Source organism: Photobacterium sp. R1 (assembly GCF_054600795.1).
Window position 1 is genome coordinate 290,526 of sequence record NZ_BAAHZP010000003.1, and the last position, 16,912, is coordinate 307,437.

The window sequence follows — 16,912 nt, forward strand, 5'->3', positions numbered from 1 at the left end:
ATTAAGGCTTCATCGCAATCATTAATCGATTACCCGGGTTGTAGCCGGACAAAATATAAACGATGAACTCTTGGCCTTGATAGGTGAAAGGGAAAGGGTTAATTGCTTCATGTTCGGGAACAATTTTATGAACCACATCCCCATGAATATCGTATTTCCAGATACAGGCCATTTGCATTGCATAATTGTCAAAATAAATGGATTGATTATCTTCACTCCAGACCATGTTATAAATCGCCCATTCAAGAATGGGTTTATCTTTCATGATATTTGGCATGAGTTTGATACGATTCGTTTCACTATCAAAAACTGCGATATTATTTTTCTCTGTAAACGGGTGGCTCTCAGCGAATGATTTTGCTTTTTGGAATAGTGCTTCTACTTTTGAGTCATAAGAATATTTAGTTATTTCTTTTGATGGCAAGAGGTCATTTGTGAGTAAGGCTAGCTTTTTCTGGTCTTCTGAAAGTGCACTCGTCGAGGATTCTTGATTTGTCCTGAATGACAATTCGTAATAGTCTTCTAAAGCAATATATTTGCCTACTTGAGGTTCTTCGTAAGCACCAATCACATGACTATGTTCCATTATCATGTCATCGGAAAAGTTAGTGTAGAAATATAATAGACCATTTTTGACGTAGATATCACCACTAACATCTGAAGCGATACACTTATCTTCATGAGTTAAAGGCTTGTTTTCCCGAAGTTCATAGCCCCCCTTGGAATCATTGTAATATTTATAATAGATATAGATTTCATGATTGACAGAAGTTGCAATCGGAACGGTTGGATTTTTTGCATGATTCACTTCTTTTCTCAACCAGGGTTGATACACTTCAGCCGCAATATTTTTTGCCGCGTCTGCAGATGTTTGATCAAGAGCACTTTCATCAGGCAGTGCCATACCCTGGCTCAGGTGAGCGATATTTTCCTGGGACACTTTGAGGAGCAGACGGTTGATCCGGTCTTGAAATACGGTTTCACATCCAGCTCGGTCGTCACAACTGTGGTCCCTGAACTTGAGCCAGGAGCGTTGCTCAGTTTTCAGGGTATCGTTCCCCGGTGTTTTGAGTGCGCTTGTGTAGAGCTGATGAATGACTTCATCCATGGTACTTAACGATGGATTTGCACAAATCATTTTTTCAGTCGGTGTTGAGGCCAGCTCACAATTGAAGCTGGCCGCCTGAACAGATGTCGCCAAAAAGGAAAGTAAGAGCAATGATTTCTTCATGAAAAAGAGTCCGGTTCATAACTTCAATTTTCCTCAAGCTACACAAAGCAAGAAAAAGACTCAATGCATTGAAATCAAACGTAAAAGTATTCGGAGCAATGTCACGTTTGCTTCGCCCAACCATGGGCAGAGAGGAACGGCGTTGGCAAGGTCAAGCTGGGATTTCAGCGTTGCTCTCTTTCTGCATTACTCACTTTCGACCATCTCAATGATCTTTCTGGCTTTTTCAAAGTGGTCCAGCTGGTGGGTCTGAATCCACCAGGTAGCGGCTTCCATCAGTAATTCCGGATCATCGTTTTTGTTGGCAAAGAAGGCGTAGAAAGATACGCCGACATTGTCGCCTTTCTGAGCCATTTTCTTTTGGCAGACCTGAATGATTTTTTGTCGTAATGATTCGCGCATGCTGATTTCCTGAATTTTATACGTATTGATTGAGCTCCAGTCACCAGCCCATATGTTGGGGTGATTGTCTGAACTGTCTTCGTGCTGAACGGAGTTACCAAGCATAGAATATCGATAACTCCGGTTTTAGGCTTTATTTTACGACATTGGTATGTTGCTTCAGAATATTGACAGAAAACGGGTAATCCATTTGAAGGATGACATGATTCAGCGAGCTTGCATGACCACCGTTACAGGGAGAAGAGCTGCCATTTAAATAAATACTTCCAGCACTTTTGCCGAACCTGAGATCGAAAGAATAGCAATAGCCCGTATCCCAGAGCTTATCGTTCGGGCTTTTGATAAAAAGTTTATCCAGTGCATAGTGATTGACCCAGACCTCATCATCTTCAGGCTGGCTTTCATCCGGCGTGACTTGGCTGACATAAAGGATATTGAAACTGGCAATATCATTGATCCCTTCACTTCTGAGTTGGGGTCCGTCTCGTTCATCTCCAATCATGTTCCGGGAATTTTCGATGAACTGAATACAGGGAATTTCAAAGTATTGTTCGTCTTGTGTCCGCCATGCAGCTGGAATAGCTGCCATGTCTTCATAGCCTTTGACAGGACAGGTTTCCGGTTTTGAAAATTGCGCTTCAAGGCTTTTTTCGCATTGAGCCAGATTGGTTTGGAGTGCTTTTTCTACTTTCGGCTCATGGCGGCCTGGGTTGCTCACCATCCATTGCGTGTAGACCTCATTTCCCAGAGATACACAGCCCAGATCGTCACCCAGTTTTTTACGGTAAAACATGAGATCACTGATCAGCCACAGGCCTTGATTAAAAACTGCATCTGATGTTTTACTCATCTTGTAATAGTCGCAGGTTTCTGAGTAATAGGTACTGAGCGTTTGTTCAGCGCCGGCAACATCCTTGTTTTTGTATGCAGACAGTGCCTGATTTCGAATCTGTTTGAATTCGTCTGCAGTGCACTCGGCGAAAACGTGTCCGGAACTCAGAAGCAGGCCAACTGCCAGGAGGCGTTTCATCAAGTGATGGAAAGTCATGAATCATCGTGAATCAGGTGAGAAATGAATGCTCCGTACCATATAACTTCATGCGGAATAAGGCGATCAGGTGTCACGTTTTTTAGATAAGGATCAATGAACTCAGCCAAGGCTGTTTGTGAGCTTTCTTCATTCCCGTCCCCTTTGTAATTACTTCTGTACGCAAAACACTCCGAATTTATTATTGTCGGGATCTCTGAAATACGCGGCAAACACGCCTGGTTTCCGTTCACCTGGTTCACCTTCATCTGTGCCACCCAGTTCGAGTGCAGTCAGGTAAACCTTTTTGACCATGTCTGTCGAATTGGCTTTCAGCCCAACCATGGTGCCATTGCCGTTTGTGGCCATTTCACCATCGTGAGGAAGGCAAACAGCAATACCGACGCTGTCGTTTTTCGTCTGCCATAAAACGGAGCGTTTCGTTTTCATCGTCTTTGTGGCATCAAATAACGCCAGCAGTGCATCGTAAAAGGCTTCAGACCTCGCGATATCATTGGTCCCTAAAAGGATATTGCTCACCATCTTGTCCGCTTCCCAGTTGTGAATTGCTCACAGTAAGTCTGGATTGGTTGACGTCAGTGTCCAATGAATCAGTTTTAAACTGTGCACTTTTTCAATTCATTGAAGCAGGCGCTTTGAGAACAGCACGGTCCTCACGTGTGTTTGACGCGTTGAACTGGTGATCTGGCAGCAAATTGTTTTTGCCTGCGGTGCCTGGCCAGCAGGAAAAATGGCAGCGTGAGGATGAGGTTCGCCAGCAAAGCTGCGATGACACCAAAAGCAATCCCGCTGAGCGTAAAGGGGATGCCGGGTTTGAAGTTGGTCAGTGTTTTTTCGAGATCATGGAGCCGGGCTGGATGGAACATGTAAATCGTTTTTGAAATCAGGTTGCCTTGCCGGAAAATTGTCATGCCGGCTTGCAGCTCCTGATATCGGGCGAGGGTTGCCAGTTTTTGATTGGCATCGGCCCGGACACTGGGTTCTTCATTGGTCAGATGCCTTTCTATCATGGCCTCTACGCTGGCATAGCCGAATCGGTGAGCTGTGGTCTGAAAGCCATTCACCTGCCATTGGGTTGATTCATAGAGTCCGGAAAGATACTGCTGATAATGATCGGTAAGCAGGGGCAGCTGAAGTGCGAGAAGTAATGCAGCGCCAAAAATCAGTTTGTCGAGTAGCTTTCCAATCACGTTTTTGTCTCCTGTTCCGACAACCAGTCGCCCGACTGTGATCCCGGAAATGGTCAATATCTAATGCGCCACTTTACACAGCAAGGTACTGGGCTGCTATGGGGGTATTCGATATTTACGTACCGGATCAACCCATTGACAGTTATTTGCTGATTGATGGTTTCAGGTTCAATAAACATTGATCTTTATTCCACTATTAACGTTGACTGGTCATAAAGTGAAAACGACAGGGTGAAACGACATTTTGAAATGAAAATTATCATGTTAATCAATGTCTTACGGTGATATTTTTGGCTGAAAGATATCTCAAGGGATTCATCATGGCATTTGATCATAAGCAACCGATAAGATATGTGAACGCAAGGTTTCAACCGCTGGAAGATTACAGCGACATCAACAAACAGTCTGCTCAGGTACTTGAAAAGACCGAGGAGCCAACGGCTGACTTTGAATGCAATATTCTCATTTCCTGAACCGCGATGAGAAGTATCGAGCATGGTAAAACCTCAAGCGACATTTTTTCTGTTGGCGTTGATGTTGACACTGGCAGGGTGTTCATCATTTGGCAGTACAAAAACGATTGCAAAAATTGGCAATGCAGGTTCTCTGGATGGGCGCTATATCCTCAAAAGAATTTATATTCAAGATACCCGAGGCGCCTGGGTGAACTTTGGCTATGGTGCCGTGAGTGGTTACCCCGGTGCCAGCTCAGATATTGGGGCAATCAGTTATCCTCAAAATATTGAGGGCTTTTGGTCAAAAGGTTGGGATAAAAATGAAAAATACTTCAAAATTTCAGCCCCGATCGATCTGGAATTAGCCAGACAAAAAATCGATACGCTCCGTGATTATTATGTGGATTTTCATGCTTATCGAGCGACTGTTACCGTCGCAGTTGACGGGCCACGTATCCGGGTTTTTTATTCCATGAATTGTTTTGACGTAGTGAATGACTGCACTTCCCGTAAGAATGCGGATCCAAATGGTTGGGTGACTCGTGAACCTGATGGTGCCACGGAATCTGTTCTGCTGTTCGACGGCATCGGCGAATCTTCAGATACCCCGTTTCCGGGGTCGCCATACGATAAAAAAAGATAATCGTTTGCTCCTCATGGCGGTGCGTCATGAGGACTGGTCATCCTTTCCTGAACCGCGATGAGAAGTATCGAGCATGGCAAAACCTCAAGTGACACTTTTCCTGCTGGCGTTGATGTTGACACTGGCAGGGTGTTCATCATTTGGCAGTACAAAAACGATTGCAAAAATTGGCAATGCAGGTTCTCTGGATGGGCGCTATATTCTCAAAAGAATTTATATTCAAGATACCCGAGGGGCTTGGGTGAATTTTGGTTATGGGGCTGTGAGTGGTTACCCCGGTGCCAGCTCAGATATTGGGGCAATTAGTTATCCTCAAAATATTGAGGGCTTTTGGTCAAAAGGTTGGGATAAAAATGAAAAATACTTCAAAATTTCAGCCCCGATTGATCTGGAATTAGCCAGACAAAAAATCGATACGCTCCGTGATTATTATGTGGATTTTCATGCTTATCGAGCGACTGTTACCGTCGCAGTTGACGGGCCACGTATCCGGGTTTTTTATTCCATGAATTGTTTTGACGTAGTGAATGACTGCACTTCCCGTAAGAATGCGGATCCAAATGGTTGGGTGACTCGTGAACCTGATGGTGCCACGGAATCTGTTCTGCTGTTCGACGGCACCGGCGAATCTTCAGATACTCCGTTTCCGGGGTCGCCATACGATAAAAAAAGATAATCGTTTGCCCCTCTTGCCGTTGTGCCTTGAGGGGCTGATTCCCCTTTCCTGAACCGCGATGAGACGTATCGAGCATGGCAAAACCTCAAGTGACACTTTTCCTGCTGGCGTTGATGTTGACACTGGCCGGGTGTTCATCCTTTGGTGAAACCAAAACAATTGCAAAAATTGGCAATGCAGGCTCTCTGGATGGTCCTTATTATCTCAAAAGAATTTATATTCAAGATACCCGAGGTGCCTGGGTGAATTTTGGTTATGGATCCGTCGGTGGTTACCCTGGCGCTAGTTCAGATATTGGGGCAATCAGCTACCCGAAATTTATCAAGGGATTTTGGTCTAAAGGTCGTAATGTTGATGAAAAATACTTCAAAATTTCAGCCCCGATCGATCTGGAATTAGCCAGACAAAAAATCGATACGCTCCGGGATTATTACGAAGATTATTATGATGTTTTGGCGACAGTAACTGTTGCAGTCGATGGGGCTCGTATTCGGGTTTTCTATTCACTGAATTGTTTTGACATGGATAGTAATTGTACTCCCCGTCAGAATGCTGACCCAAATGGCTGGGTGACTCGTGAACCCGATGGTGCAACTGAATCTGTGCTGCTATTCGACGGCATCGGTGAATCTTCAGATACGCCATTCCCTGGGTCGCCATAAGATAAAAAAAGATAATCGTTTGCTCCTCATGGCGGTGCGTCATGAGGGGCTGGTCCCCTTTTCCTGAACCGAGATGAGACGTATCGAGCATGGCAAAACCTCAAGCGACATTTTTTCTGTTGGCGTTGGTGTTTATGATGGCCGGGTGTTCATCATTTTGGGGCACCAAAACAGTTGCCCGAATCGGCAATGCTGGTTCTCTGGATGGTCGTTACATTCTTAAAAGAATATTGCTTCAAGATGCCCGAGGCGCCTGGGTGAACTTTGGCTATGGTGCCGTGAGTGGTTACCCCGGTGCCAGCTCAGATATTGGGGCAATCAGTTATCCTCAAAATATTGAGGGCTTTTGGTCAAAAGGTTGGGATAAAAATGAAAAATACTTCAAAATTTCAGCCCCGATCGATCTGGAATTAGCCAAACAGAAAATCGATACACTCCGGGATTATTACGAAGATTATTATGATGTTTTGGCGACAGTAACTGTTGCAGTCGATGGGGCTCGTATTCGGGTTTTCTATTCACTGAATTGTTTTGACATGGATAGTAATTGTACTCCCCGTCAGAATGCTGACCCAAATGGCTGGGTGACTCGTGAACCTGATGGTGCCACTGAATCTGTTCTGCTGTTCGACGGCACCGGTGAATCTTCAGATACGCCGTTTCCGGGGTCGCCATACGATAGAAAATGATGCAATGCATTGTTTTCAGTGTCGCTTCGGATCAAGCCATGATCAGCTTGGTTTGATCACAAAGCCGCGTTCAATCCCAGATTGAAACCCGATGTTTTCGTACAGTTGGTGGGCGGCGTGTCGTGATTCGCCAGACAGCAGCATGACTTTGTAGCATCCCATTTCCCAGGCGAGCGACAGTGCATGTTCGAGGACCTTACGGCTGAGTCCCCGACGTCGGAATGCTTCTGCCGTAATGACATGTTCAATCACCCCAAATGGCTTTCCGCCATTGGTCAGTGTTGGAATCACCCCTAACTGACAGCTTGAGGCGAGCTGGCCATCGATGTCGGCGACGATAATTCTGGTGTGCGTCTGACTCAGCAACGCTTGCCAGCAATCGTGTGCAAGTTGGCCGGAAAGTTCAGGATCGTTCGGCCGTAGTTCTCGATACAGCTGAAGCAGGTTGTCTAAATCATCCAACTGGCAGCAGCGAATCGTTTCCTCAAGGTTTTCCATTAACGTTTTCCATAAAGGTTGTCCACAAATCATGCCTTGAACTTGTGATTAGCAAGCATCTTCCTGACGGACTGCACTCAGCCCTTTCCAGTCTTCCAGATCCTGCGCCGGTTTTTCTTTTCGGAAACGGGCATACAGTTCAATACCGGCCTGATCTTCAAGAATATTGACCTGAAGTCCTTTGGCGAGCAGCATCCCTTCGTTACCCGCTGCATTCGTCACATCGCCGACAACCACCCGGGCAAAACCGCGCATGTATAACAGGGTCGCGCAAACGTCGCACGGACTCAGGCTGGTAAACAGCGTTGTTTTGCTGAAATCAATCCGGCCGGCATCCCGGATGGCAGAGGTTTCACCATGGTTATAAGGGTGATCTTCCTGAACCAGGGTATTGTGGCCTTTTCCGACAATTTGCCGGGTTTCATTGTCGATGATCACGGCACCAATCGGACAACCACCTTCGAGGTAACTTTTTTCCGCCAGCAGAACAGCAATGCGCATGAAATCGGCATCAGACAGTTGTTGCGTGTAGTCGCTGTCCATCAACACAGGCAGGCTGCGGGTTGGCATATGGGCGATGGCTCTGAGTGCTGCTTCATGGTTTTGCGAGTCGCTGCTGAGCGAGTCTTTCGTGAGTAAAGGGATCATGCGGTGCTCTCTTTTGAATAGTCCGGTTCAATGCCAGAAGTATAACGTCTGTTTGGGTTGCTAATTTCTGAAAAGGAAAGGTTTTTTCTGCAATATGGGCGCCCTCACAGGATGAGTGACGCCAACCTGAAACAGAATACCTGAGATGCGTTATTGGATGATCTCCAGCACACCGTCATGATTGATGACGTTGAACTGTGTTCCCTGCAGTGCTTCGATCTGAGTGCCGCTGATGGTGACAAAGCTGCCAATGCGAATTCCTTCGCCAAGCTGAACGGCCCCAATTTTAAGAGGGTATTTGCTGATGAAATGCCCCTCAGTATCCTCTGCAAACAAGCTCTCAAAAGACACCAGATTTGACTGGCCGTTTTGAGGCAATTCAATTTGTGCTGAAGGCGCAAGATCATCAATGGCGATATTCACGCACCCGGTTAGGAGCGCGACAAGACCGATTATCAAACGTTTTCTCACGGGGTTTTCTCTCATCATGTTGCTTTATGCTGATGATCTGAGGCGACCTTTTCCAGATGAGATGAGAACTCAATGATAAGACCGGGACTCAGCCCGGCGTGTGCCCGGCAACTTTCCAGATCCGGACGCAAAATGCGCCAAAATCTAACTGGCTGATGAGCGATCCGGATGGATGTGCATAACTGAATAATCGGCTGTAAAGCTTTGTTTCAGGTGATGAATTATCCAGCACCAGCACGACATATTTATCTTGTACCGTGGTGTTGGATAATAGCTTGCGAAAGTCGTTTTCAAGGAAACTGACCACTTTACTCTGATACTGGCCGCCGAGCACTTTCAGCTCAATGGCAAATTGGTCTTCTTTATACAGATCGAATCTATATTTAGTTGCATTGGTGCGCAGAGCGTCATCATTGAGGTAAAGATAGATATCTCCCTGCATCCACAGTTCCCGGCAGCCGCCAGCGTTCAGAATTTTAGCAATCTGTGTTTGTCTGTCTTTAAAATACGCGGGAAGCCAAGCAATTGCGGACTGAACCTCCAGGCTTGTTGTCCATGGGGATGTCTCTGTGTGTTCAGGTTTTTCAAGGCTGAGATCTTCAATCCTGTATTCTTCATAATCAATTTTCTGGTAAGTGCCTTCATCAAGTTTGAGCGTATGGAATGCTGGCTCGCCGTCCTGGTCCAAATCATTCACTTCCAGCCAGATCTGATCCTCTTCATCAATGGCCCAGACTTTCCAGAGTAAATTTGATTGCATGAGTCTGGCGTAGAGTAGTGCGGTTTGATAAAGGGGATGAGCCGTGCTTTGCAATGCAGACCTCAGGTCTGCCGGCAGACGGGTGACACGGACTAAATAGGAAACTTTTTTCAAAATGATCTCGTACAATGCGGGCAAATCTTGAATGTTCTCTGCGGCAGGAAGGGATGGATGCGTCTGCCGCAGAGGAATCATCGTTTGGGTTCAACTTAAATTGATGATGTGACTTTCTGTTTGATCGAATGCACCTGATCTAAAAATACTTTTTTTTCTGCCAACTTATTGCCTTTTGCAACGGATATCCATTGCAAACCTGTTTCGTCGGTGTGTTCGAATTCAATTTGAAGCTCATATTTTTTACCGGATACGAATGCGCCCAGTGCACCGAAGAGAATACCGATCGGAGCGATGAGATAGCTAAACCCGTCAGGGAAAATGACCCAGACAACACTGGATACAATCAAACCAATCGAGATGATCCGAAGCAGGTGGTCTTTGAGGGTATTGATCTTCACTCTTGCATTTCGAATCCGGGTCAGTGAGTACTCATCCTGTTTATAGCGGAATGACTGATCGTAAATTGAAAAATCCTGTGCGCTGTTCATTAATTTTGGTTGTCCTTCGCTAAATTAATAATGGCCTGAATTGCTTGTCTTGCCTGCGGGCTGTTGTGCCAGCAGGTTGAACCCATCATGCGAGAGATTTGTCTGGTGATGTCCGCCGGGTCCTCTGTTGCCAGTTGGGCGAGCGAACAAAAACCGATTTGCTCGAGTCGTGAGATAACGGTTTCTCCGACACCTTTCAGTGCCAGCATATTTGCTTTTTCAGCGTCAGAAAATTTCATCGGTCTGTCCTGATCCTGGAGAATTGTTGATTCAGAATACTTACTGGTATGCCGCTAAAGAGGTGCCTTCCGTCTCACACGCCTTCCGGATTGCCGGTCGTTGCGCCAGCGCTTTTAAATATCTACCTAAATGTTCAAAGGAGAGGGGCGGCCGGGCAAATTCGCTGGCCCAGTGCGACAACATAAACAGGAAAAAATCGCAGACACTGATCCGGTCGCCAATCAGAAAATCCCTGCCTTTCAGGGAATCATCGAGATACGCGAACATGTCTGTGATCCGGGCTTCCTGCGCGCTGGCAATCGCAGCGGCTGTGTCCGGCAGTAAGGTGTGCTTGTCCGGGTAAAAATACAGCATCAGCTCCGCCTGAAGCGTGGTTGTCAGGTAAAACAGCCATTGATAAAAGCGGGCTCTGTCCGGGTCACCGATGTCGGGCATCAGCTTGCTTTTCGGGTGTTTATCGCACAGATGCAAGCAAATTGCCGCACTTTCAAGAATGATGTGATCATGATCCCCCAGGGTCGGAATGCGTCCGGTTGGATTCAGCCTCAGGTATTCGGGCGACTTTTGCTGCTCCGATTTTCGGTCAATCAGAATCAGCTCAAACGCTGTACCGATTTTTTCAAGCAGCATGTGCGGTGCCCAGCTGGCATTTCCAGGGTAATAAAACAGTTGATACACGGCCATCTCCTTTGGTCTGTGAAATGTTTAGACAATTGTTCGATTATTCCCGGCCCGGTTCATGTGCTTCGTACTGAGGGAGGTCGCTCCCCAGACTATCCCAGTTGGCTTTCGAGGTGACAAAATTATGGGAGATGGGCCGTTCGGTGATATCGCTGTCAAGAATGCCCAGTCTGAGCCGGATTCGGGTCGGATCGGCGGCATTAGAGCTGTAAACCGGAGACGCACAATGACGGCAGAAATAGCGCTTTCTGCCGGAACGTAATTCAAAAGAATTCAGTAAGTCCTGTCCCTGGGTGATGGTGAAATCTTCAAGGTTCACAAAGCCATTGGTGGCGAATGCAGAGCCGGTCGACTTTCTGCACAAAGAACAGTGGCAGTGGATGATGTCACTGATTTTTCCGGAGATTGACAGCTGAACACCACCGCAGAGGCAGCTTCCTTGATACATGCGAATACCTTTTGATTGATCCCGTGGAAATGGAAGCGTATCCGGCGATATTTCCCTGACGGTTTACCCTGACATGACTGGAAACACCGGACGGATAGCAGAGCCAATTGCGACGTATATTACCTTGTGCAATTGATTGATTTCACTGTTGTGATTGAATTCATGATCAATTTTGTGCGTTTGAGCAACCTGGTGAATACCCGGCAACCCGGAAACGTCAAACAGATGCGATTTGGAATGACCGGCGCCATTCACTCGGTGTAACGCTGAACTTGCGTTTGAAATGATCCCGCAGTGAGGTGGCCGAGGCAAAACCAGCCTGACTGGCAACCGAATCAATGGGCAGGGTGGTTGTCTCAAGCAGTTCCTGAGAACGCTGAAGCCGTTCCGATAACAGCCATTCGCCCACAGAAATTCCGGTGGCTTTATGGAACTGCCGGGTAAACGTCCGGCGCGTCATCATCACGCGGTCGGCCAGGCTGTCGAGATCATGTTGCTGGTGCAGGTGGCTGCGCAGAAATTCAAGCAGGCTGTTCATCCGGACATCCTGCGTCGTGGCGGGTACCGGTCGTTCAATGAACTGTGCCTGTCCGCCGTCACGATGGGGCGGAATCACCATGCGGCGGGCGACCTTATTGGCAATGGCGCTGCCATAACGCTGTCGCAGCAGATACAGGCAACAGTCCAGCCCGGCAGCGGTACCGGCTGAGGTCACAATATTGCCGTCTTCGACGTAGAGGGAATTGGTATCCAGCGTGATGTTGGGGAAGCGCTCTGTGAAATCCTGTTCAAATTCCCAGTGTGTTGAGGCGCGGCGGTTATCCAATAAGCCTGCATAAGCCAGCACATAGGTTCCAAGACACAGGCCGACAATTTGCGCGCCGCGATCATGGGCATCACGCAGGGCATTGAGCAAGGCTTCGTCGGGCAGGGCTTTGGTTTTTCGCCAGAACGGGACCACAATGATGTCGGCGTCTTTCAGGCCCTCCAGGCCAAACGGCGGTTCAACCGTCAGACCGTGGCTGGAACGAAGGGGGCCGCTTTCTCCGGCGCAGATCCGCAGGTTGAACAGCTTCATGTCCGGCAGAATGTCATCAAAGATGATGCAGGGTACGGAAAAATGAAACGGACTGAACTGATGAAATGCAATCACTGCAACCGTGGGTAATGCCATGTTTCATGCTGCTCCTTGCTGTGGGCCTGTCCTCGGGACGAATGTGCCCTGAATGATCACAGGGCACATCATAGGAGATGATCAGGCAAAAGTGTATGACTCACCATCTTCCGGCACCAGCGTCCGGTCTGTCATGCTGAACTCTGCCAGATAGTCGCACAGCATCGGGCGGGACAGCACGGCATGATTCACTGCTTCCATATGGCTGGCAATGATGGTTGCATTCGGTGCGGCCTCATACACACTGCGAACATCTTCCTTGTTCATGATGATGGGGCCAAGGCCAATGACTTGGGCATCACCGCTGTTGAGCACGATCACATCCGGCTGAAATTGAGAAATACTGGCGTGAACATGAGCGTTCCAGACCGTATCGCCGGCGATATAAAGTGTTTGCTCATCCGGATGACTGAAAACGACACCGGAGACTTCCCCCATACGTTCACCGATGACCGCCATCACGTCATCACTGCCATGCTGGCCGCCGGTGATGCTCAGGGTGATACCGTCATAATCCGTGTGCTCAGACAGAACCCGGATATTGGTGAAGCCGGATTGCTGAATGATTGCCGCATCTTGCTCATGCTGAGCAAAAATCAGCAAGTCTTTCGGAATGACTTGTTTGGCGACTTCGTCCCAGTGATCGGGGTGGGTATGGGTGACGATGACGGCATCGACATCGAGCAGGGTTTCGAGGGAAAAAGGTAAATCGACTAACGGGTTTCTCAGGTGGTTGTTAGGGGTCCCTTCAAATCCCGGATAGGTTCCTTTCTTTGCCAGCATGGGATCGATCAGGAATTTTTTTCCTGCAAAATCAATGATGAGCGTGGCGTTTCGGACTTGGGTGAATTTCATGGCTGACTCCTGAATGACATTGCTTATAAAAGATTGATGTGGCACAGGAGTCATTATCCGGGTACCGGCCTTGAGGGTGTGAGTGGCCCGTGGGACAGATAACAATGAAATCGGGACAGATTCAGTGGATGAAAATTGTGTGTGTTTTCCAGCGTTGTCGTTCAGGACGCTAAATCAGCGCAAGCGCTCAGCCCATTGACCGTTGTTTTCCAATGCACAGCTTTCCTCCGTATCGTAGTGGATTTGGCTGGCAGGTTTTTTTAACCGGATGCCTGCAGCATTCAGTTTCTGGTGAATCAGTGTATCCAGCGCAGGTTTTCCCTGTTCTGCCAGGAAGTGTGACAAGTTTTCCCGGGTATCGAACACACAGACAATGCGAAGGCTATCCGGGAAGCTGGCATAATTCACCTGGTGGGTCAGCCACTGAAAACCAGGATAGGTTTCCAGTGCATGATTACAGACATCAGTCAGGATTACTCTGAGCTGATTTTCAGTTTTTTTATCGGTTTTGCGCATATGGGTATCTGGATGTCAGGATTGATTTCAGCCGATACGGTAACTTTTTCACTGGCGCTGTCAATCTGACATCACGGATAACCGGAGGCTTTATTGAACGCCAATCTGAATTTCTACAACATTCTTGTCGGAGTCCGGCCCGCACCAGGTGTGGTAGACCTCACGACTTTCGCCGGTGAAACTGAGTTCCTGTTCGACGATATCTTTTACGAGCGGCTGATAACCTTGCTCAAATAAATGATCTAATGATCCTTCGTAGACAGCGCTGGCGCACTGGAAACGGGTTAATCCCCTGGCCTGAACCTCCTCATTCAGATATTCATCGCACTCGCCGGAAACGGGCAGACAGAAATCAATATCGAATTCAGTGTGGTTGTCCTGCGGCAGATTGTAGGCAATAAAATGCCATGGACCGGTCACATGGAGATTGGATTTATCAATGATGTCCTGAATGAACCGACAGCTGTCGACACTGGCCGGACCGATTTCAGAAATGATCAGACGGCGCCGAACAGACAGGACCTGGCCTGTGTGAGTCTCTTTGATTTGCATTGTGAGTCCTTATCAATACATCTAAATGTTGAACTGAAAACACAGCAAGTATTTCAGCATTCAGCCCGTGTGACAAAGGCAGCGCATTGGACTGGAATAATTATCACATTATGCTCTTGGTTGCATTTTGATGGTGTTATTCAGGCAGATGACTGTACATGGTGACCTGCTGGAGATCATGCTCCCAGCTGGCTTTGCTGGCAAGAAAGAGGTGTGCGGTCGGGCGAATATCAATGGCCTGATTCAGGCTGCCTGCCGGGACGACTAACAGGTTTCCCTGTTCCTGTAATGTCGGCAGCGCGGAGCCGCATACGGTGCAGAAACTCTTCTGATGTCGTGTCGAGGGCAGGGTAAAGGTGTTTACCTTATCCAGACCGGACAGCCACCGCAGGGTTGCCGTGGCTGAAAACAAATTTGCAGCGTGGGCAGAACCTGTATCTTTCTGGCAATACTGACAATGACACAGATAGAATGCATCAAAATCGCCTTCCACCTCAAATTGTACTGCACCACATAAGCAAGACCCGGATTTAATTGGATACATTGTCTGTTCGCCTTTGCCGGATAAAAAATAGATGAAAGTTTTCAGAGTTCGGTGTGATGACAGCTTCAGGAGTCAAGGCATCGAAAATGAGCGATAACATGAAGTTCGACAGCCCCTGATGGTAGCTCTGTGATCACACGTCGTTACCTGTATACGATAAGATGGCAACTAACCCGGAAGACTGGGAATAATTGATGGTTATCACCCATCTTTCGATGTTTTTCGGGCCCTGGTAGATGTCGTATGCGGTCGTCTTGAGATTTCCTGAATCTGACACGATCGCTTTGGTATATGTAAAACCACTGTCTTTTGGCGGCAGCCAGGCTTCCATACTGGCCTGGATTTCATCCGGATCTCCCTGATGAACAAATACGGAGCAAAGGCTCTTCGTTGCCAGCATGCTTAATCCATAGCTGCCTCGTTCATTTTCCAGCACCCAGGCTTTTCCGGGATTGCCGTACAGGTAATGCCGTGCAGCATCTGAAGGCGCCACATGAAAACCGTTTTTTTGTGCCAGTTGCTCTACAGCCGGTAAACCACTTCTCCCGACCACACAGGTCGTCATAAATAACTGAATAGGCTCGGACTTCCTGTACGCAAGATCATCACTGTCTTCTGCGGGCGAAGTTGATGAGCATCCGGCGACCGAAAGGAATGCTGCTGAAAGTAGTAAACTTTTCTTTATCTTCATCTGTCTGTGCGCCTTATGCGTCTCTCGCTGTTTTGCTGTTGAGAACATCGGATCATTTATGAAACCCGACTGAGGGCGGGTGTTTTGTGCCAAATGATAGCGACATAGGTAACGATATGCACTTATGGCATAAAAATTTGAGTGGTTGATCAGGTTCACAGCGGCTTCATCACTTCTGCCTATCTCAATAATCCGTGATTTCAATTATCTATTCGTATCGTGCTTGTCTAACATCAACTTAAATTAATTCAGTGGGTTAGATGCATATGAAAAAGAATAAAGCACTGGTGGTTGAAGGAGGCGCTATGCGAGGCATTTTTGCCAGCGGTGTTCTGGATGCCTTTATGGAAGATGATTTTCATCCTTACGATTTAGCGATTGGCGTCTCTGCGGGCGCATCGAACCTGTTGGGATATCTGGCAAATCAGCCCAAGCGCAGTTATCGGGTCATCACACAGCTGGCAACGGATAAACGATTTTTTAATCCGTCCCGCTTCTTGCGCGGTGGCAATTTGCTGGATGTCAAATGGCTGGTGGAAGAGTCTATGCGCTTGTATCCCCTGGATCAGCAGCGCTTGTTTGGCAAAACGGCACTGATCGCCGCAACAACCAATATCGAAACCGGGCTGGCTGATTATTATCACGTGAGTGAAGACAATGTGAGTGATGTGATTGAAGCGACCAGCGCATTGCCTGTGGCTTATAAAGCGACACCCTGCTTTTCCGGCGGATGCTACACAGACGGGGGTGTTGCCGATTCGATCCCGGTGCGAGAAGCCTATCGGCGTGGCGCACGGGATATCACGGTGATTTTATCGCATCCGCTGAGCTATCAGATGAAACCGGCTAAACATCCGTGGCTCATTCAAAAGCTGTTTGCCCGTCAGCCGCAAATTGCCGGGGCCATGCTGAAACGCGCGGAAAACTACAACGCATCGCTGGATTTCATCCGGAATCCGCCGGAAGACGCTACGATTCGGGTGATCGCACCGCCTGAAGACTTCAGCGTGAAGCGCTTATCTATGCGGAAATCGACACTGGATGAAGGCTATCAGATGGGGCTGAAAGCCGGGATGTTACATGTTCATCGCCGCCTTGAACTCAACGGCTCTCATGAAGAAGATTGTCATTTTTGTCTCTGAATACGTTCGTGCTCAAGTTTTCAGACAAAAATGAATGAAAACTTCAGGTTTAGATGGTGCTTCATCAGATGATAATTTTAAACTGCGCAGA

General features: G+C 47.6%; 25 protein-coding genes. 6 read left to right on the plus strand and 19 right to left on the minus strand.

Features of this window, described 5'->3' with window-relative positions; all coding sequences use genetic code 11:
- Position 1: 1 nt before the first annotated feature.
- The 5 genes from ACYP03_RS07085 to ACYP03_RS07105 all read right to left on the minus strand — a co-directional run bounded on the left by ACYP03_RS07085 (position 2) and on the right by ACYP03_RS07105 (position 3,871).
- Positions 2 to 1,231: a lysozyme inhibitor LprI family protein gene (locus ACYP03_RS07085; RefSeq protein WP_459779035.1), complete on the minus strand. Its 1,230-nt coding sequence runs from the start codon at positions 1,229 to 1,231 to the stop codon at positions 2 to 4.
- A 186-nt stretch (positions 1,232 to 1,417) separates the two neighbouring features.
- Positions 1,418 to 1,633 carry a DUF6500 family protein gene (locus ACYP03_RS07090; protein ID WP_330961832.1) on the minus strand — a complete coding sequence of 72 codons (216 nt, stop codon included), beginning with the start codon at positions 1,631 to 1,633 and terminating at the stop codon, positions 1,418 to 1,420.
- 133 nt (positions 1,634 to 1,766) lie between these two features.
- Positions 1,767 to 2,666 carry a hypothetical protein gene (locus ACYP03_RS07095; RefSeq protein ID WP_459779036.1) on the minus strand — a complete coding sequence of 300 codons (900 nt, stop codon included), beginning with the start codon at positions 2,664 to 2,666 and terminating at the stop codon, positions 1,767 to 1,769.
- 165 nt (positions 2,667 to 2,831) lie between these two features.
- Positions 2,832 to 3,200, minus strand: a complete 369-nt coding sequence (locus ACYP03_RS07100; protein ID WP_459779037.1) for a VOC family protein — start codon at positions 3,198 to 3,200, stop codon at positions 2,832 to 2,834.
- A 134-nt stretch (positions 3,201 to 3,334) separates the two neighbouring features.
- Positions 3,335 to 3,871, minus strand: a complete 537-nt coding sequence (locus tag ACYP03_RS07105; RefSeq protein WP_459779038.1) for a DUF2937 family protein — start codon at positions 3,869 to 3,871, stop codon at positions 3,335 to 3,337.
- Positions 3,872 to 4,191: 320 nt separating this feature from the next.
- Here ACYP03_RS07105 and ACYP03_RS07110 point away from each other — a divergent pair, with 320 nt between their 5' ends.
- The 5 genes from ACYP03_RS07110 (at position 4,192) to ACYP03_RS07130 (ending at position 6,996) form a co-directional block, all read left to right on the plus strand.
- Positions 4,192 to 4,344, plus strand: coding sequence for a hypothetical protein (locus ACYP03_RS07110; protein WP_459779039.1), 153 nt, complete (start codon positions 4,192 to 4,194; stop codon positions 4,342 to 4,344).
- 22 nt (positions 4,345 to 4,366) lie between these two features.
- Positions 4,367 to 4,969: a hypothetical protein gene (locus ACYP03_RS07115; RefSeq protein WP_459779040.1), complete on the plus strand. Its 603-nt coding sequence runs from the start codon at positions 4,367 to 4,369 to the stop codon at positions 4,967 to 4,969.
- 73 nt (positions 4,970 to 5,042) lie between these two features.
- Positions 5,043 to 5,645, plus strand: a complete 603-nt coding sequence (locus tag ACYP03_RS07120) for a hypothetical protein (protein WP_459779041.1) — start codon at positions 5,043 to 5,045, stop codon at positions 5,643 to 5,645.
- A 74-nt stretch (positions 5,646 to 5,719) separates the two neighbouring features.
- Positions 5,720 to 6,307: a hypothetical protein gene (locus tag ACYP03_RS07125; RefSeq protein WP_459779042.1), complete on the plus strand. Its 588-nt coding sequence runs from the start codon at positions 5,720 to 5,722 to the stop codon at positions 6,305 to 6,307.
- Between the two features lie 89 nt (positions 6,308 to 6,396).
- On the plus strand, positions 6,397 to 6,996 hold the full coding sequence (locus tag ACYP03_RS07130; RefSeq protein ID WP_459779043.1) for a hypothetical protein: 600 nt from the start codon (positions 6,397 to 6,399) through the stop codon (positions 6,994 to 6,996).
- Between the two features lie 42 nt (positions 6,997 to 7,038).
- Here ACYP03_RS07130 and ACYP03_RS07135 read toward each other — a convergent pair whose 3' ends face one another.
- The 14 genes from ACYP03_RS07135 to ACYP03_RS07200 form a co-directional block, all read right to left on the minus strand.
- Entirely contained in the window at positions 7,039 to 7,494 is a 456-nt protein-coding gene (locus ACYP03_RS07135; protein WP_459779044.1) for a GNAT family N-acetyltransferase, read from the minus strand.
- Positions 7,495 to 7,542: 48 nt separating this feature from the next.
- Entirely contained in the window at positions 7,543 to 8,142 is a 600-nt protein-coding gene (locus ACYP03_RS07140) for a nucleoside deaminase (RefSeq protein ID WP_330961824.1), read from the minus strand.
- Positions 8,143 to 8,292: 150 nt separating this feature from the next.
- Positions 8,293 to 8,613 (minus strand): hypothetical protein, encoded by a 321-nt coding sequence (locus tag ACYP03_RS07145; protein ID WP_459779045.1) that lies wholly within the window; start codon positions 8,611 to 8,613, stop codon positions 8,293 to 8,295.
- A gap of 88 nt (positions 8,614 to 8,701) precedes the next feature.
- Entirely contained in the window at positions 8,702 to 9,487 is a 786-nt protein-coding gene (locus ACYP03_RS07150) for a hypothetical protein (RefSeq protein ID WP_248141734.1), read from the minus strand.
- A 95-nt stretch (positions 9,488 to 9,582) separates the two neighbouring features.
- Entirely contained in the window at positions 9,583 to 9,978 is a 396-nt protein-coding gene (locus tag ACYP03_RS07155; protein ID WP_459779046.1) for a hypothetical protein, read from the minus strand.
- Positions 9,978 to 10,217 (minus strand): hypothetical protein, encoded by a 240-nt coding sequence (locus ACYP03_RS07160; protein ID WP_459779047.1) that lies wholly within the window; start codon positions 10,215 to 10,217, stop codon positions 9,978 to 9,980. The genes ACYP03_RS07155 and ACYP03_RS07160 overlap by 1 nt, the downstream gene beginning before the upstream one ends.
- 40 nt (positions 10,218 to 10,257) lie before the next feature.
- Positions 10,258 to 10,902: a glutathione S-transferase family protein gene (locus ACYP03_RS07165; protein WP_459779048.1), complete on the minus strand. Its 645-nt coding sequence runs from the start codon at positions 10,900 to 10,902 to the stop codon at positions 10,258 to 10,260.
- A gap of 37 nt (positions 10,903 to 10,939) precedes the next feature.
- Positions 10,940 to 11,347, minus strand: a complete 408-nt coding sequence (locus ACYP03_RS07170) for a GFA family protein (protein WP_459779049.1) — start codon at positions 11,345 to 11,347, stop codon at positions 10,940 to 10,942.
- Between the two features lie 217 nt (positions 11,348 to 11,564).
- Positions 11,565 to 12,521: a GlxA family transcriptional regulator gene (locus ACYP03_RS07175; RefSeq protein ID WP_459779050.1), complete on the minus strand. Its 957-nt coding sequence runs from the start codon at positions 12,519 to 12,521 to the stop codon at positions 11,565 to 11,567.
- An 81-nt stretch (positions 12,522 to 12,602) separates the two neighbouring features.
- Positions 12,603 to 13,376 carry an MBL fold metallo-hydrolase gene (locus tag ACYP03_RS07180; RefSeq protein ID WP_459779051.1) on the minus strand — a complete coding sequence of 258 codons (774 nt, stop codon included), beginning with the start codon at positions 13,374 to 13,376 and terminating at the stop codon, positions 12,603 to 12,605.
- Between the two features lie 174 nt (positions 13,377 to 13,550).
- Complete coding sequence (locus ACYP03_RS07185) at positions 13,551 to 13,892, minus strand: Fis family transcriptional regulator (protein WP_459779052.1); 342 nt, start codon at positions 13,890 to 13,892, stop codon at positions 13,551 to 13,553.
- A gap of 90 nt (positions 13,893 to 13,982) precedes the next feature.
- Complete coding sequence (locus tag ACYP03_RS07190; RefSeq protein WP_459779053.1) at positions 13,983 to 14,444, minus strand: hypothetical protein; 462 nt, start codon at positions 14,442 to 14,444, stop codon at positions 13,983 to 13,985.
- A gap of 136 nt (positions 14,445 to 14,580) precedes the next feature.
- On the minus strand, positions 14,581 to 14,988 hold the full coding sequence (locus tag ACYP03_RS07195) for a GFA family protein (RefSeq protein WP_459779054.1): 408 nt from the start codon (positions 14,986 to 14,988) through the stop codon (positions 14,581 to 14,583).
- A gap of 133 nt (positions 14,989 to 15,121) precedes the next feature.
- Complete coding sequence (locus ACYP03_RS07200) at positions 15,122 to 15,838, minus strand: NMCC_0638 family (lipo)protein (protein ID WP_330961813.1); 717 nt, start codon at positions 15,836 to 15,838, stop codon at positions 15,122 to 15,124.
- Positions 15,839 to 15,945: 107 nt separating this feature from the next.
- On the opposite strand from ACYP03_RS07200, the gene ACYP03_RS07205 reads away from it, so the two are divergent.
- On the plus strand, positions 15,946 to 16,821 hold the full coding sequence (locus ACYP03_RS07205) for a patatin-like phospholipase family protein (RefSeq protein WP_459779055.1): 876 nt from the start codon (positions 15,946 to 15,948) through the stop codon (positions 16,819 to 16,821).
- The last annotated feature ends 91 nt before the right edge of the window (positions 16,822 to 16,912 follow it).

Bases quoted from the DNA above. Each gene is read 5' to 3' on its own strand.
- ACYP03_RS07125 (WP_459779042.1), top strand. From the start codon at position 5,720: ATGGCAAAACCTCAAGTGACACTTTTCCTGCTGGCGTTGATGTTGACA.
- ACYP03_RS07185 (WP_459779052.1), bottom strand. From the start codon at position 13,892: ATGCGCAAAACCGATAAAAAAACTGAAAATCAGCTCAGAGTAATCCTG.
- ACYP03_RS07090 (WP_330961832.1), bottom strand. From the start codon at position 1,633: ATGCGCGAATCATTACGACAAAAAATCATTCAGGTCTGCCAAAAGAAA.
- ACYP03_RS07115 (WP_459779040.1), top strand. From the start codon at position 4,367: ATGGTAAAACCTCAAGCGACATTTTTTCTGTTGGCGTTGATGTTGACA.
- ACYP03_RS07190 (WP_459779053.1), bottom strand. From the start codon at position 14,444: ATGCAAATCAAAGAGACTCACACAGGCCAGGTCCTGTCTGTTCGGCGC.
- ACYP03_RS07195 (WP_459779054.1), bottom strand. From the start codon at position 14,988: ATGTATCCAATTAAATCCGGGTCTTGCTTATGTGGTGCAGTACAATTT.
- ACYP03_RS07155 (WP_459779046.1), bottom strand. From the start codon at position 9,978: ATGAACAGCGCACAGGATTTTTCAATTTACGATCAGTCATTCCGCTAT.
- ACYP03_RS07205 (WP_459779055.1), top strand. From the start codon at position 15,946: ATGAAAAAGAATAAAGCACTGGTGGTTGAAGGAGGCGCTATGCGAGGC.
- ACYP03_RS07140 (WP_330961824.1), bottom strand. From the start codon at position 8,142: ATGATCCCTTTACTCACGAAAGACTCGCTCAGCAGCGACTCGCAAAAC.
- ACYP03_RS07180 (WP_459779051.1), bottom strand. From the start codon at position 13,376: ATGAAATTCACCCAAGTCCGAAACGCCACGCTCATCATTGATTTTGCA.
- ACYP03_RS07085 (WP_459779035.1), bottom strand. From the start codon at position 1,231: ATGAAGAAATCATTGCTCTTACTTTCCTTTTTGGCGACATCTGTTCAG.
- ACYP03_RS07135 (WP_459779044.1), bottom strand. From the start codon at position 7,494: ATGGAAAACCTTGAGGAAACGATTCGCTGCTGCCAGTTGGATGATTTA.
- ACYP03_RS07175 (WP_459779050.1), bottom strand. From the start codon at position 12,521: ATGGCATTACCCACGGTTGCAGTGATTGCATTTCATCAGTTCAGTCCG.
- ACYP03_RS07160 (WP_459779047.1), bottom strand. From the start codon at position 10,217: ATGAAATTTTCTGACGCTGAAAAAGCAAATATGCTGGCACTGAAAGGT.
- ACYP03_RS07170 (WP_459779049.1), bottom strand. From the start codon at position 11,347: ATGTATCAAGGAAGCTGCCTCTGCGGTGGTGTTCAGCTGTCAATCTCC.
- ACYP03_RS07130 (WP_459779043.1), top strand. From the start codon at position 6,397: ATGGCAAAACCTCAAGCGACATTTTTTCTGTTGGCGTTGGTGTTTATG.
- ACYP03_RS07110 (WP_459779039.1), top strand. From the start codon at position 4,192: ATGGCATTTGATCATAAGCAACCGATAAGATATGTGAACGCAAGGTTT.
- ACYP03_RS07120 (WP_459779041.1), top strand. From the start codon at position 5,043: ATGGCAAAACCTCAAGTGACACTTTTCCTGCTGGCGTTGATGTTGACA.
- ACYP03_RS07165 (WP_459779048.1), bottom strand. From the start codon at position 10,902: ATGGCCGTGTATCAACTGTTTTATTACCCTGGAAATGCCAGCTGGGCA.